Annotated in this window: 13 protein-coding genes and 1 tRNA gene; 10 read left to right on the forward strand and 4 right to left on the reverse strand. The window is 67.0% G+C overall.

Annotated elements, in window-relative coordinates; all coding sequences use genetic code 11:
- The 7 genes from ppc to RMP09_RS17950 all read left to right on the forward strand — a co-directional run.
- The coding region (gene ppc, locus RMP09_RS17920) for a phosphoenolpyruvate carboxylase (RefSeq protein WP_310567335.1) at positions 1-2,542 on the forward strand (2,542 nt) is incomplete at its 5' end.
- A gap of 178 nt (positions 2,543-2,720) precedes the next feature.
- Positions 2,721-3,581, forward strand: a complete 861-nt coding sequence (locus RMP09_RS17925; protein ID WP_310567336.1) for a 3',5'-nucleoside bisphosphate phosphatase — start codon at positions 2,721-2,723, stop codon at positions 3,579-3,581.
- Positions 3,578-4,480, forward strand: coding sequence for a DMT family transporter (locus RMP09_RS17930; RefSeq protein WP_310567337.1), 903 nt, complete (start codon positions 3,578-3,580; stop codon positions 4,478-4,480). Before RMP09_RS17925 ends, RMP09_RS17930 begins: the two co-directional genes overlap by 4 nt.
- 46 nt (positions 4,481-4,526) lie before the next feature.
- Entirely contained in the window at positions 4,527-5,162 is a 636-nt protein-coding gene (locus tag RMP09_RS17935) for an L-threonylcarbamoyladenylate synthase (protein WP_310567338.1), read from the forward strand.
- A 69-nt stretch (positions 5,163-5,231) separates the two neighbouring features.
- The gene (locus RMP09_RS17940; protein WP_310567347.1) at positions 5,232-5,900 is read left to right on the forward strand and encodes a site-2 protease family protein; all 669 of its coding nucleotides are present in this window, start codon (positions 5,232-5,234) and stop codon (positions 5,898-5,900) included.
- Between the two features lie 13 nt (positions 5,901-5,913).
- Positions 5,914-7,209, forward strand: coding sequence for a tryptophan--tRNA ligase (locus tag RMP09_RS17945; RefSeq protein ID WP_310567339.1), 1,296 nt, complete (start codon positions 5,914-5,916; stop codon positions 7,207-7,209).
- A 183-nt stretch (positions 7,210-7,392) separates the two neighbouring features.
- Positions 7,393-7,986 carry a response regulator transcription factor gene (locus RMP09_RS17950; protein ID WP_310567340.1) on the forward strand — a complete coding sequence of 198 codons (594 nt, stop codon included), beginning with the start codon at positions 7,393-7,395 and terminating at the stop codon, positions 7,984-7,986.
- 52 nt (positions 7,987-8,038) lie between these two features.
- Here RMP09_RS17950 and RMP09_RS17955 read toward each other — a convergent pair whose 3' ends face one another.
- The gene (locus tag RMP09_RS17955) at positions 8,039-9,484 is read right to left on the reverse strand and encodes a HAMP domain-containing sensor histidine kinase (RefSeq protein WP_310567341.1); all 1,446 of its coding nucleotides are present in this window, start codon (positions 9,482-9,484) and stop codon (positions 8,039-8,041) included.
- A 109-nt stretch (positions 9,485-9,593) separates the two neighbouring features.
- Between RMP09_RS17955 and RMP09_RS17960 the strand changes: the two genes are divergently transcribed.
- Together RMP09_RS17960 and RMP09_RS17965 are read left to right on the forward strand one after the other, a co-directional pair.
- Positions 9,594-9,685, forward strand: a tRNA-Ser gene (locus RMP09_RS17960).
- 124 nt (positions 9,686-9,809) lie between these two features.
- Complete coding sequence (locus tag RMP09_RS17965) at positions 9,810-10,352, forward strand: Arm DNA-binding domain-containing protein (protein ID WP_310567342.1); 543 nt, start codon at positions 9,810-9,812, stop codon at positions 10,350-10,352.
- On the opposite strand, the gene serS is transcribed toward RMP09_RS17965, so the two are convergent.
- From serS to RMP09_RS17980, 3 genes are read right to left on the reverse strand one after another with little or no spacing between them, the layout of a single operon-like run.
- Positions 10,319-11,635 carry a serine--tRNA ligase gene (serS, locus tag RMP09_RS17970; RefSeq protein ID WP_310567343.1) on the reverse strand — a complete coding sequence of 439 codons (1,317 nt, stop codon included), beginning with the start codon at positions 11,633-11,635 and terminating at the stop codon, positions 10,319-10,321. The two genes, RMP09_RS17965 and serS, sit on opposite strands and share 34 nt — an antisense overlap.
- Before the next feature lie 22 nt (positions 11,636-11,657).
- Positions 11,658-12,614 carry a 4-hydroxy-3-methylbut-2-enyl diphosphate reductase gene (gene ispH / locus RMP09_RS17975; protein ID WP_310567344.1) on the reverse strand — a complete coding sequence of 319 codons (957 nt, stop codon included), beginning with the start codon at positions 12,612-12,614 and terminating at the stop codon, positions 11,658-11,660.
- A complete protein-coding gene (locus RMP09_RS17980; RefSeq protein WP_310567345.1) occupies positions 12,614-13,063 on the reverse strand; it encodes a peptidylprolyl isomerase in 450 nt (149 codons plus the stop codon). Before RMP09_RS17980 ends, ispH begins: the two co-directional genes overlap by 1 nt.
- Before the next feature lie 120 nt (positions 13,064-13,183).
- Between RMP09_RS17980 and radC the strand changes: the two genes are divergently transcribed.
- Positions 13,184-13,888, forward strand: a complete 705-nt coding sequence (radC, locus tag RMP09_RS17985; RefSeq protein WP_310567346.1) for a RadC family protein — start codon at positions 13,184-13,186, stop codon at positions 13,886-13,888.
- Positions 13,889-13,972: the final 84 nt, after the last annotated feature.

Here is a 13,972-nt window from a genome sequence, read left to right on the forward strand (position 1 = left end):
CTTCAGCCACCTGGCCAACCTGGCCGAGGACCGGCACCACATCCGCCGCCGCGCGGTGCACGACCGCGCCGGCGACCTGCAGGAAGGCAGCCTGGCGCTGACCCTGCAGCGTCTGCACAAGGCCGGCATCGCGCCCGCCGCCATCGCGCAAACCCTGGCGCAGGCGCACATCTCGCCGGTGCTCACCGCCCACCCCACCGAGGTGCAGCGCAAGAGCATTCTGGACGCCGAACGCGCCATCGCCCTCCTGCTGGCCGAACGCGAACAGCTGCTGCCCCGCGACGTGGCCGACTTCGAAGCCCAGCTGCGCGCCCGCGTGACCCAGCTCTGGCAGACGCGCCTGCTGCGCTTCACCAAGCTGACCGTGGCCGACGAGATCGAGAACGCGCTGAGCTACTACCAGACCACCTTCCTGACGCAGATTCCGCGCATCTACCGCGACCTGGAGGACGGCCTGCAAGACGGGCTGGACTCGCAGGACCTGGCGCCGTTCCTGCGCATGGGCCAGTGGATCGGGGGCGACCGCGACGGCAACCCCAACGTGACCGCGCCGACGCTGGAGCTGGCCCTGCACAGCCAGGCGGACATGGTGCTGCGCCACCACCTCACGCAGCTGCACCTCCTGGGCGCCGAGCTGTCGGTGTCGGCCATGCTGGCCCGCGTGAGCCCCGAGATGAAGGCCCTGGCCGAGCGCTCGCCCGACCAGAACGCGCACCGCCAGGACGAACCCTACCGCCGCGCCCTGACCGGCATGTACGCCCGCCTGGCCGCCACGCTGCACGCGCTGACCGGCGGCGAGGCGGCCCGCCACGCCGTGGCGCCGCAAGACGCCTACACCAGCGCTGAGGAACTGCTGGCCGACCTGCGCACCATCGACGCCTCGCTGGTGGCGCACCACGGCGCGGCGCTGACCCGCTCGCGCCTGCGCCCGCTGATCCGCGCGGTGCAGGTGTTCGGCTTCCACCTCGCCACCGTCGACCTGCGCCAGAGCTCCGACAAACACGAAGAAGTGGTGGCCGAGCTGCTGGCCACGGCCCGCATCGAGGCCGACTACAGCGGCCTCGATGAAATGGCCAAGCGCGCCGTGCTGCTGCGCCAGCTCAACGACGCGCGCCCGCTGCGCGTGCCGGGTCACGCCTACTCGGCCCATGCGCAGAGCGAGCTGGCCATCTTCGACACCGCGCGCAGCGGCCGCGAACGCTTTGGTGCGCAAGCCATCCGCCACGCCATCATCAGCCACACCGAAACGGTGAGCGACCTGCTGGAAGTGCTGCTGCTGCAGAAGGAAGCCGGCCTGATGCGCGGCCTGCTCAATGAAGACGCCACCGCCGACCTGATCGTGGTGCCGCTGTTCGAGACCATCGAAGACCTGCGCAACGCCGCGCCCATCATGCGCGACTACTACGCCCTGCCCGGCATCCGCGCCATGGTCCAGCGCAGCGGCGGCGAGCAGGACATCATGCTCGGCTACTCCGACAGCAACAAGGACGGCGGCATCTTCACCAGCAACTGGGAGCTGTACCGCGCCGAGATCGCGCTGGTGGAGCTGTTCGACAGCCTCAACAGCGGCGCCGACAAGACCATCCAGCTCCGTATGTTCCATGGCCGCGGCGGCACCGTCGGCCGCGGCGGTGGCCCGAGCTACCAGGCCATCCTGGCCCAGCCCCCGGGCACGGTGCGCGGCCAGATCCGCCTGACCGAGCAGGGTGAGGTGATCGGCTCCAAATACGCCAACCCCGAGATCGGCCGCCGCAACCTCGAAACCCTGGTCGCGGCCACGCTGGAGGCCACACTGCTGCAGCCCACGCGCAATGCACCCAAGGCATTCCTGGAGGCCGCGGCCGAGCTGTCTTCGGCCAGCATGGCCGCCTACCGTGCGCTGGTGTACGACACCCCGCGCTTTGCCGACTACTTCTTTGCCGCGACACCGATCCGCGAGATCGCCGAGCTCAACATCGGCTCGCGCCCGGCCTCGCGCAAGGCCACACAGAAGATCGAAGACCTGCGCGCCATTCCCTGGGGCTTCAGCTGGGGCCAGTGCCGCCTGACCTTGCCGGGCTGGTACGGCTTCGGCTCGGCGGTGCATGGCTTCCTGCACAAGAACGGGCCCAAGGGCGTGGCCCAGCAAAAGGCCCAGCTGCAGAAGATGGTCAAGCAGTGGCCGTTCTTCAGCACCCTGCTGTCCAACATGGACATGGTGATGGCCAAGAGCGACCTGGCCCTGGCCACGCGCTACGCCGAACTGGTGGAAGACAAGAAGCTGCGCAACAAGGTGTTCAGCGCGATCGAGGCCGAATGGCACCGCACGGCCGACGCCCTGACGCTGATCACCGGCGAGAAGCAGCGCCTGGTGAACAACGAGTCGCTGCAGCGCTCGATGCGCCACCGCTTCCCCTACATCGACCCGCTGCACCACCTGCAGGTCGAGCTGGTGCGGCGCTACCGCGCCGGCGAGAACGACGCCAGCCGGGACGAAAAGGTGCGCCGCGGCATCCACATCTCGATCAACGGGATCGCGGCCGGGTTGCGGAACACGGGGTAATTGCCGCCCGCGTCGCGTGGTGGACGCCCCCGCGCCGCCTGCGGCGTCACCCCCAGGGGGCAACACCTGCGGCCCGGCGAAGCCCGTTCCGCGATGTTCTGAAATGGAGTCACTGCTGCTGTCGCGGGGTTTGCGGGTTCGTGCGGCGCCCGGCATGCGCCAAACCTAAAATGAACCCGTGACCCACCTTCTCAACGCCGACCTGCATTGCCATTCCGTCGTCTCCGACGGCACCCTCACGCCCGAAGTGCTGGCGCAGCGCGCCAAGGCCAACGGCGTGGATCTGTGGTCGCTCACCGACCACGACGAGGTCGGCGGCCAGGACCGTGCCATAGCCGCAGCACAGGCCGCGGGCCTGCCCTACCTCACGGGGGCCGAGATTTCGGTCACGTTCGCAGGGGCCACCGTGCACATCGTGGGCCTGGGTTTTGACCACACCGACCCCGCCCTGATCGAAGGCCTGCGCCAGACGCGCGGCGGGCGCGAGCAGCGTGCGCGCGAGATGAGCGACGACCTGGCCCAGCGGGCCGGCATCCCGGGCGTATACGAAGGCGCGCTCAAGTACGTGGGCAACCCGGAGCTGATCTCGCGCTCGCACTTCGCGCGCTACCTGGTGGAAATCGGTGTGTGCCAGGAGACCAACGAGGTCTTCCGCAAATACATCACCGAAGGCAAGCCCGGCTTCGTGCCGCACCGCTGGGCCACGCTGCGCAACGCCGTGGGCTGGATCACCGGCGCCGGCGGCGTGGCCGTCATCGCCCACCCGGGCCGCTACCCCTTCACCGCCAACGAAGAGTACGCGCTGTTCTCCGAATTCAAGGCCCTGGGCGGCCAGGGCGTGGAGGTCGTCACCGGCGCGCACGGCCCGGCCGACTACGTGAAGTACGCCGATTTCTGCCACGAGTTCGATCTGGTCGCCTCGCGCGGCAGCGACTTCCACAGCCCCGACGAGAGCCACACCGACCTGGGCCAGTTGCCGGACCTGCCGGGCCGCGTCACCCCGGTGTGGTCGCTGCTCACCGACCGCGTTCACGGATGACAGGCCACGCCGCGGGCGCCCGCGCCCCACTGGGCATCGCCTTTCTGGTGCTGGCGGTGGCCTGTTTTGCGGTGCTCGACACCGCGGTCAAGTACGTGGGCGCCTTCGTGCCGGTGCTGGTGGCGGTGTGGTTCCGCTACGTGTTCCAGGCGCTGGCGGTCACCGCGTTCATGCTGCCGGTGCGCGGCCGCAGTCTGCTGCACACCGAGCACCCGCGCTTTCAGCTGCTGCGCGGATGCCTGCTGCTGACGGTCAGCGCGCTGTCTTTTGTGGCGGTGCAGTACATGCCGGTGGGCGAATTCACCGCCTTTGTCATGACCACGCCGCTGGTGGTCACGCTGCTGGCCGCCCTGTTCCTGAAGGAGCGGGTGTCGCTGCTGCGCTGGCTGCTGGTCAGCGGGGGTTTCCTGGGCGCCTTGCTCGTGGTGCAGCCCGGCGGCGCGTCGTTCGGCTGGGCCACGCTGCTGCCGCTGGCCATGGTGGTCACCTACGCCTGGTTCCAGATCCTCACCAGCCGGCTGGCGCGCACCGAAGACCCGATGACCATGCATTTCTACACCGGCTGGGTGGGCGCGCTCATCGCCACCGCCGTGCTGCCGCTGGTCTGGCAGGCCATGCCCGACGCGACCAGCTTCGCCCTGCTGTGCCTGGTCGGCCTCATGGGCACGGTGGGCCACTTCCTGCTGATCCTCGCGTTCGCGCGCGCGCCGGCCTCCACCCTCACGCCCTACCTGTACACGCAGATCGGCTTCGCCATGCTGTGCGGCTGGCTGGTGTTCGACCACATCCCGGGCGCCCTGGAACTGGCGGGCATCGCGCTCATCGTGGTCTGCGGCGCCACGGCCAGCTGGCTGACCGCGCGCGAACAGCAGCCGCTGCTGCAGCCGCCGGAGCCTTGAGTCCGGTCAACGGGTGGCCTGCGGCGGCCCGCGCACAATACACACCATGTCCCAGTATTTCGAAGTCCATCCCGACAACCCGCAACCGCGCCTGCTCAAGCAGGCCGTGCAGTTGCTGGACAAAGGCGGCGTGCTGGCCGTGCCCACCGATTCGAGCTACGCCCTGGTCTGCCACCTGGACGACAAGGCCGCGGCCGACCGGCTGCGCCGCATCCGGCAGGTGGACGACAAGCACCACCTCACGTTGCTCTGCCGCGACCTGAGCGAACTGGCCAACTACGCCAAGGTGGACAACCGCCAGTACCGCCTGCTCAAGGCCGCCACACCGGGCGCCTACACCTTCATCCTCGAAGCCAGCAAAGAAGTGCCGCGCCGGCTCAGCCACCCCTCGCGCAAAACCATCGGCCTGCGGGTGCCGGACCACAACGCCCTGCTGGCCCTGCTGGACCTGCACAACGCCCCGCTGCTGGCGACCACGCTGATCCCACCCGGCGAAGACCAGCCCCTGAACGATGCGCAGGAGATCCTGGAACGCTTTGAACACGCGGTGGACGGCGTGCTCGACGCCGGGGCCTGTGCCATGGAACCGACGACGGTGATCGACCTCACGCCCATGGGCACGGGCGGCGACCCCGAGGTGGTGCGCGCCGGCCGGGGGCCGCTGGCCCCGCTGGGGCTGTGAGCACCGCCGCGGCCCTGGCGGCGGGGGTGTCGGCCCATCTGGGACAATAGCCCTTTGCCCGCTTTCCCCATGGACTTCGCCCAGATCGTTCAGACCGTTGCCCTCTACGCCCTGCCCGTGCTGTTTGCCATCACGGTGCACGAGGCGGCGCACGGCTACGCGGCCCGCCATTACGGGGACAACACGGCCCACATGCTGGGCCGCATCACGCTCAACCCGCTCAAACACATCGACCCGGTGGGCACCATCGCCATGCCGCTGATGCTGTACTTCGCCACGGGGGGCGCCTTCCTCTTCGGTTACGCCAAGCCGGTGCCGGTGAACTTCGGCCGCCTGCGCAACCCGAAGAAAGACATGGTCTGGGTGGCGCTGGCCGGCCCGGGCGCCAACCTCGTGCAAGCCGTTCTCTGGACGCTGGCGCTGTACCTGCTGATCGCGCTGGGCGTGAACGAACGCTTCTTCACCGAAATGTGCAAGGCCGGCCTGCTGGTCAACCTCGTCATGTTCGCCTTCAACCTGTTCCCGCTGCCCCCGCTGGACGGCGGCCGCATCCTCGTGGGCCTGCTGCCCCAGCCCCTGGCCTGGCAGGTCTCGCGCATTGAGCCCTGGGGCTTTTTCGTCGTCATGGCACTGGTCATCACCGGCGTGGTCAGCAGCCTGTGGATGCGCCCGCTGATGGGGCTGACCAGCGGCCTGATCCACTGGGTGCTCACCCCCGTGCGCGCCTTGCTTTTCTGATCGTCTGTACCCCATGAGCCTCCGTCGCGTCCTCACCGGCATCACCACATCGGGCACGCCCCACCTGGGCAACTACGTGGGCGCCATCCGCCCCACGGTGCGCGCCAGCCGCCAGCCCGACACCAGCAACTTCTACTTCCTGGCCGATTACCACGCCCTCATCAAGGTGGGTGAGCCCGCCCGGGTGCAACGCTCCACGCTGGAAATCGCAGCCACCTGGCTGGCCTGCGGCCTGGACCCGGACAAGGTCACCTTCTACCGCCAGTCCGACATCCCGGAGATCCCGGAACTGACCTGGCTGCTGACCTGCGTCACCGGCAAGGGCCTGCTCAACCGCGCCCACGCCTACAAAGCCTCGGTCGACAAGAACAACGCCGCCGGCGAAGACCCGGACGCCGGCGTGACCGCCGGGCTGTTCATGTACCCGGTGCTGATGGCGGCCGACATCCTGATGTTCAACGCCCACCAGGTGCCGGTGGGCCGCGACCAGATCCAGCACATCGAAATGGCGCGCGACATCGCGGCCAGCTTCAACCACCTCTACGGTGAACACTTCACGCTGCCCGAGGTGGTGATTGAAGACCACGTGGCCACCCTGCCCGGGCTGGACGGCCGCAAGATGAGCAAGAGCTACGACAACACCATCCCGCTGTTTGCGACCAAGGAACAGCTGCGCAAGCTCATCATGGGCATCGTGACCGACTCGCGTGCGCCCGGCGAACCCAAAACCACCGAAGGTTCGGCGCTGTTCCAGCTCTACCAGGCCTTCGCCAGCGCCGACGAAACGGCTGAGATGGCCAAAGCCTATGCCGAAGGCATCGCCTGGGGCGACGCCAAACAGCGGCTGTTCGAACGCCTGGACCGCGAAATCGCGCCCATGCGCGGGGTGTACGAGGACATGATGCGCGACCCCGCCAGCATCGAAAAAACCCTCAAAGCCGGCGCCGAAAAGGCGCGCTCGGTGGCCACCCCGTTCACAGCCCAGCTGCGCCACGCCGTGGGTCTGCGCCCCCTGTTCAGTGCCCCGTCCAGCGCCCAGCCGGTCAAGACCGCCAAAGTGGCCGCACCCAGCTTCAAGCAATACCGTGAGAGCGACGGCCAGTTCTATTTCAAACTGCTGGACGCCAAAGGACAGCTGTTGCTGCAAAGCACCGGCTTCGCCTCGCCCCGGGACGCGGCACAATCGATGACCCGCCTTCAGAAAGAAGGCCCAGCCGCGTTGCAGGCGCTGGCCGGCGTGCTGGCCTCACAGGCCGATCCGGCAGCGGTCAGCGCGGCACTGGCGCAGTTCGTCCAGGCCCCAGAATGAGGGGTTGACAGACAAGACGCTCTGCGCGCCCACTGAAACCCTTCAGTCCATAGTTCCACGACGGGCTGCATGCGGTTGAAAAAACCAAAAACAAGGTCTGCATTTGGGCGTACTTCACACTCGCCAAACCGCCCCGATGCCGATATGCTCTCAACAGACCCCTAGCTGCCTACACCCATTGCCATGAGTATCTTTGTCATTGACGATCATCCGCTGATGCGTGAAGCCGTCGTCATGCTGCTGCGCCGCCTGCGGGCTTCGACCCAGGTGGTGGAGTTGGAACGCCTGGCGTCGGTGAACAAGGCCATTGCCGAACACGGTGAACCCGAACTGGTCTGCCTCGACTTGAAGCTGCCCGACACCAACGGCGTGTCTGGTGTGCGTGAAATCCGGCAGATGCTGCCCGACACCTCCCTGATCGTGCTGTCGGCTTCGCCTGCGTCGGACTACGAAGACCTCTCGCGCGAAGCCGGAGCCGATGCCTACGTGGAGAAGTCCGCCGGCGCCGCCCAGATCGCCAAGGTCCTCAAGGAATTCCTGGCCGAAGAGCCCGAGGACGAAAACGCGCCCACCATCCCGGAAAAGCTCTCCAAGCGGCAAAAGCAGCTGCTGGTCATGCTCGACCGCGGCCTGTCCAATCGCGACATCGCCGAGCAGCTGCAGATCAGCGAACACACCGTCAAGGTGCACCTGTGGCGTCTGTTCAGGCGCCTGAACGTCAAGAGCCGCTCGCAAGCCAGCCACCTGGCCCGCACCGCCGGCCTGCTTGACCTGTAAACCCTCCTGCTGCGGGCGCATGGCGCCCCGCAACGGCGCCTCACAGCGCCATTCAGCGTAAGGGCATCAGCGCCGAACTCAGCACCACCGTGGGGCCGGCCTCGTGGTGCTGGTCGCGCTGCGTGAACGCGGGCAGCATTACCCGAAACACGCTGCCCCGGCTCGCTTCGGACGACAGGGCCAACTGGTAGCCCATCAACGTTGCCAGCCGCGAGACGATGGTCAAGCCCAGCCCCAGGCTGTCCTCGGTCCCCTGGTGCTGCGACACGCGGAAAAACTCCTGGAAGATCGCCTGCTGGTGCTCGCGCGCAATGCCCACGCCCGTGTCCCAGACCTCGAACACCAACATGTCGGTGCGCTGGCGCAGACCCAGCAGCACGCCCCCCCGACTGGTGTGTTTGAGCGCGTTGGACAACAGATTGCCCAGGATGCGCCGCAACACCACCGGATCGGCCCAGATGGTCAATGGCGGCGTGCGGGTGCGCAAGCGCAACGATTTGGCCGCGGCCACCGGTTCAAACTGCGTGGCCAGATCGGCAAACAACTGCCGCACGTCCACGTGCTGCAGACGCACCTTGTAGTTGCCGGCATCGATGCGGGTCAGGTCGAACAGCGAGTCGAACAGCTCGTTGATGGCCCGGGTGGACTGCAGTATGCGGGGCGAGATGTCGCGCGCCATCTCGGGCTCGGTCGCCAGCCAGTCGGCATACAGACTCAGCGCGTGCACCGGCTGGCGCAGATCGTGCGCAGCCGACGCGAGAAAACGGTTCTTGGTCGCCACCGCGCGCAGCGAAGCGCGGGTCTGCTGCGTCAGGGAGTCGATCAGCTCCTGATTGGAGAACTGCAGCTCCAGGCTGGCCCGGTGCACCTGGTTGAGCCGCTCACCCGCCATGCGCAGCAGCCACCAAAACACACACGACAAAAACACCAGCGACGCCACCATGCGCACATGTTCCGGCGTGATACCCGTCCAAACCAGAGACAGGCACAACCCAAACATCACGGAGCCCACCAGAAAATTGGTGTAGCGGCGCAGCACAGGCAGATAGGCGCTGAAGGCGGTGAGCGACAACAGGCCATGCCCCAACACCACCAGGCCGCAAACAAACTGCGTCTGCATGGAAGCCTGCTGGAACACCAGCGCCACAGAGCCGCCCCACATCGCCCCCACCAGAGACCAGGTCCAGCCGTACCGCTGAATGAAGGTCATCCGCATGGCCCCGCCCACGCTGTCGTACCGCAAACGGTAGAGGCCCACCAGACGGTAGCGGTAGAGCAACGCCGAGAACAACAAGCCTGCCCAGACGATCAGGGCAATGGTGTTGACCTCGCCGGCCATGAGAAACACCAGCACCGGCAAGGCCAGCAGAGCGGCCAACAGCGACGGCGCCAAGTTGTCCATGAGCACACCGATCAGCTGCGAGTCGACCCATTCGTCCCGCACCTCCGGGGTGGCGGGCAGGTGCTGATGGGTCGCGGGCTGGGTATCGACGAGCATGCCGGGAGATGTGTCTGGAAGTCTTGGGGCATTGTCGCACCCCGGCACCGAAGATCGGTACGTCAAAAGCAATACCGCTCACTCCTGCTAGAATGCAAGGCTTCGACGCGGAGAGGTGGCAGAGTGGTCGAATGCACCGGATTCGAAATCCGGCGTACAGTTTCAACTGTACCGAGGGTTCGAATCCCTCCTTCTCCGCCACAGATAGGTTTCAAGGCTTCCAAGGAAGTCCACAAAAACCGCGCAAAGCCCCGTAAATCGGGGCTTTTTCGTTTCTGGACGTTCGCTAGCGTCCATTTACAGCCGGGCACAACCGGGGGCATATTTGGGGGCACGAATCGGCGTTTTCCGATGCCCCCTGCAAAAATGCCACCATGCCCTGACCAAGCTTGAATATGACCGGGCCACCTGCCCCAGCGACAAGCCACACGCCCGTCTGGCCGATGGCCTGGGCATGTACCTGGAAGTGACAGCGGCGGGCGGCAAATACTGGCGCATGAAGTACCGTCACGGCGGGAAGGAAAAGCGCCTGGCCCTGGGGATGTACCCCGCGGTTTCGCTGACCGATGCCCGCAAGCGCCGCGACAAGGCGCGGGACGCCCTGGCCGCGTGTGAAGACCCCGGCCAGCTCAAGCGTGAAGCGAAGCTGACGCGGGCACTCTTGGACGCCACCACCTTTGAAAAGGTGGTCCGGCAGTGGTGGGCGCACTGGAAAGGCCTCCGAAGCCCGCGCCACGCGGATTACGTGATCCGGCGCCTTGAGGCCGATGTGTTCGCCACAAATCAAAAAAGCCCGGCTCTGCCGGGCTTTTTCATTGGGGCATCGCCGATGCCTCAGGCCGACAGGCGTTCCAGGCCGCCCAGGTAAGGGCGCAGCACCTCGGGCACGGTCACGCTGCCGTCGGCGTTCTGGTGGTTTTCCAGCACCGCCACCAGCGCTCGGCCCACGGCCAGGCCAGATCCGTTGAGGGTGTGCACCAGCTCGTTCTTGCCCTGGGCGTTCTTGAAGCGCGCCTGCAGGCGCCGCGCCTGGAAGGCTTCGCAATTCGACACCGAACTGATCTCGCGGTAGGTGCCCTGCGCCGGCACCCAGACCTCCAGGTCGTAGGTCTTGCTGGCGCCGAAGCCCATGTCGCCGGTGCACAGGCTCATCACGCGGTAGGGCAGGCCCAGTTTCTGCAGGATCGCTTCGGCGTGGCCGGTCATGGCTTCCAGCGCCTCGTAGCTTTTCTCGGGATGCACGATCTGCACCATCTCGACCTTGTCGAACTGGTGCTGGCGGATCATGCCGCGCGTGTCGCGCCCGGCGCTGCCGGCCTCGGAGCGGAAGCACGGCGTGTGCGCCGTCATCTTGATCGGCAGATCGGCCTCGGACAACACGGTGTCACGCACCACGTTGGTCAGCGTGACCTCGCTGGTGGGGATCAGGTACAGCGCCTGGGTGTCGGGCATCTCTTCGCCCTCCTGCCCGCCCTTCTTCACGGCGAACAGATCGCCTTCGAACTTGGGCAGCTGGCCGGTGCCGCGCAGGGTCTCGCCGTTGACGATGTAGGGCGTGTAGCACTCGGTGTAGCCGTGTTCCTGGGTCTGCACGTCGAGCATGAACTGGGCGAGCGCGCGGTGCAGGCGGGCGATGGGGCCACGCATGAAGGTGAAGCGCGAACCAGCCAGCTTGGTGCCGGTGTCGAAGTCCAGACCCAGTTGTTCACCGATGTCCACATGGTCGCGGACTTCGAAGTCGAAGCTGCGGGGTGTGCCCCAGCTGCGCACCACCACGTTGCCGTCTTCGCCCGCGCCCACCGGCACGCTCTCGTGCGGCAGGTTGGGCACGGCCAGCAGCAGGTTCTGCAGTTCGGCCTGGATCACCTCCAGCCGCGCGGCTGAAGTCTCCAGCTCGGCCTTCATCTCGCCGACCTGCGCCATCACAGCGTCGGCCTCGGCATGCTGACCCTTGCCCTTGAGCATGCCGATCTGCTTGGACAGGCTGTTGCGCTGCGCCTGCAGGGCTTCGGTGCGGGTCTGCAGCGCCTTGCGCTCGGTTTCCAGCGCCTGGTAGGCGGTCACGTCCAGGTAAGGCTGGGGGTTCTTGCGGGTTTCCAGGCGCGCCACCACGGCGTCCAGGTCTTTGCGGAGTTGGAGGATGTCTAGCATGGAAGGATTGTAGGGACCGGGTTCAGTGCAGATGATCGACAGCGCCGTCGCCATCGATCTTCAGGCCCTTGGGCAACGGGAACTTGATGGTCTCGGTCAGGCCGTCCATGCGGCGCACGGCAATGGCACCGAGTTCGCGCAGGCGGTCGATGACCTGCTGCACCAGGATGTCGGGCGCCGAGGCGCCGGCCGTCAGGCCCACGCGCTGCTTGCCCTCGAACCACTCGGCCTTCAGCTCGCCCGCGTTGTCGACCATGTAGGCCTCGGTGCCCAGGCGGTGGGCCACCTCGCGCAGGCGGTTGCTGTTGCTGCTGGTCGGGCTGCCGACCACGATGACGATGTCCACCTGGGGGCTGAGCAGCTTGACCGCGTCCTGCCGGTTCTGCGTGGCGTAACAGATGTCCTGCTGCTTGGGCTCACGCACCTTGGGGAAACGCGCCTTGACCGCGGCCAGGATGCCGGCCGTGTCGTCCACACTCAGCGTGGTCTGCGTCACCACGGCCAGCAGATCGGTCTGCCGGGGCTGCACCCTGGCCACATCGTCGATGTCCTCGACCAGGTGGATGCCTTCGCTGAGCTGGCCCATGGTGCCCTCGACCTCGGGGTGGCCCTTGTGGCCGATCATGAGGAACTCGTAGCCTTCCTTGAACAGCTTGGCGACCTCGACGTGCACCTTGGTCACCAACGGGCAGGTGGCGTCGAAGATGCGAAACCCGCGCCGCTCGGCTTCTTTCTGCACCGCCTGGCTCACGCCGTGGGCGGAGAACACCAGCGTGGCGCCGGGCGGCACCTCGTCCAGCTCCTCGATGAAGATCGCACCCTTGTCTTTGAGGTCGTTGACCACGTAGGTGTTGTGCACGATCTCGTGGCGCACGTAGATGGGCCGGCCGAACTTGGCCAGCGCGCGCTCGACGATCTCGATCGCACGGTCCACACCGGCACAGAAGCCGCGCGGCTCGGCCAGAAAGATTTCGCTCATCAGAGCACCCCGATGAGCTGGACCTCGAAGGTCACCGCCTGGCCCGCCAGCGGGTGGTTGAAGTCGAACAGCACCGAACCATCCTCGCGCACCTCGACGGCCGAACCGGCGTAGCTGCCCAGCCCGTCGGGCGTGGGGAACTGCACCACGTCACCGGCGGTGTATTGCTCGTTCGGGTCGCCCAGTTCGTTGAGCAGCTTGCGCGCCACCCACTGCACCATCTCGGGCTGGCGTTCGCCAAAGGCTTCGCCCGGGGCCAGGTCGATCACCGTGGTGGTGCCCTCTTCCAGGCCGATCAGGCGCTGCTCGATGGCGGGCGAGAGCTCGCCGGCGCCCAGACTCAGCGTGGCGGGCTGGCCCTGCTCGAAGGTGTCGATCACCACCTTGCCCTGCGGGCCGGACAGGCGGTAGTGCAGGGTGAGAAAAGAACCTTCTTGAACGTGCGGCATGGACGGAATGGGGATGAAGTGCGGTCCGGCGGGCTTGCCGGGGTGCGCAGGCGCCCGGAACGGCGCTGCGGAGAAAGACCGCTATTGTAAAAAGGGCCCGGACACAGGGAGAACACACACATGGATGGCCACGCCACGACCGCGCCCAACACCGGCCTCAAGAGCCTGCCCAGCGACGCGCGTCCGCGCGAGAAGCTGCTGGCCCGCGGCCCTTCGGCCCTGAGCGACGCCGAACTGCTGGCCCTGTTGCTGCGCACCGGCATGGCGGGCAAACACGTGCTGCAGCTCGCGCAGGAATTGCTGGACCGTTTCGGCGGCGTGGGCGGCCTGCTGCACACCGGCGCCGATGCGCTCAAGGTCATCAAGGGCCTGGGCCCGGCCAAGCGCGCCGAGGTGGTGGCCGTGCTCGAACTCGCCCGCCGCGCGCTGGCGCAGGAACTGCAGCAACGCCCCCTGTTTGACAGCCCGCAGGCCGTGCGCCACTACCTGCAGCTGCAGCTGGGCGCGCGCACGCACGAGGTGTTCTGCGTGCTGTTCCTGGACAGCCAGAACCGCCTGCTGGCGCTGGAAGAACTGTTCCGCGGCACGCTGACGCAGACCAGCGTCTACCCGCGCGAAGTGGTGCTGCGCGCCCTGCACCACCACGCCGCCGCCGTGGTGCTGGCGCACAACCACCCCAGCGGCGAGGCCCGCCCCTCGCGCGCCGACGAATCGCTCACCCAGTCGCTCAAGGCCTCGCTGGCACTGGTGGATGTGCGGGTGCTCGACCACTTCATCGTCACGCGCGACCAGGCGGCTTCGATGGCCGAGCTGGGGCTGGTCTGAGGGGTATCGGCCCCCATGCTCCGCCGCTGCGCGGGTCGCGGCCCCCCAAGCAACTGTGTTGCGGGTCAAGTGTTTTTGATGTGC

This window comes from Hydrogenophaga sp. (assembly GCF_031426985.1).
Taxonomy (GTDB): Bacteria; Pseudomonadota; Gammaproteobacteria; order Burkholderiales; family Burkholderiaceae_C; genus Hydrogenophaga.

Excerpts from the sequence above, each read along its gene's own strand:
- radC (WP_310567346.1), top strand. The coding sequence starts at position 13,184 with ATGGATGGCCACGCCACGACCGCGCCCAACACCGGCCTCAAGAGCCTG.
- ispH (WP_310567344.1), bottom strand. The coding sequence starts at position 12,614 with ATGAGCGAAATCTTTCTGGCCGAGCCGCGCGGCTTCTGTGCCGGTGTG.
- serS (WP_310567343.1), bottom strand. The coding sequence starts at position 11,635 with ATGCTAGACATCCTCCAACTCCGCAAAGACCTGGACGCCGTGGTGGCG.
- RMP09_RS17930 (WP_310567337.1), top strand. The coding sequence starts at position 3,578 with ATGACAGGCCACGCCGCGGGCGCCCGCGCCCCACTGGGCATCGCCTTT.
- RMP09_RS17950 (WP_310567340.1), top strand. The coding sequence starts at position 7,393 with ATGAGTATCTTTGTCATTGACGATCATCCGCTGATGCGTGAAGCCGTC.
- RMP09_RS17945 (WP_310567339.1), top strand. The coding sequence starts at position 5,914 with ATGAGCCTCCGTCGCGTCCTCACCGGCATCACCACATCGGGCACGCCC.
- RMP09_RS17980 (WP_310567345.1), bottom strand. The coding sequence starts at position 13,063 with ATGCCGCACGTTCAAGAAGGTTCTTTTCTCACCCTGCACTACCGCCTG.
- RMP09_RS17935 (WP_310567338.1), top strand. The coding sequence starts at position 4,527 with ATGTCCCAGTATTTCGAAGTCCATCCCGACAACCCGCAACCGCGCCTG.
- RMP09_RS17940 (WP_310567347.1), top strand. The coding sequence starts at position 5,232 with ATGGACTTCGCCCAGATCGTTCAGACCGTTGCCCTCTACGCCCTGCCC.
- RMP09_RS17955 (WP_310567341.1), bottom strand. The coding sequence starts at position 9,484 with ATGCTCGTCGATACCCAGCCCGCGACCCATCAGCACCTGCCCGCCACC.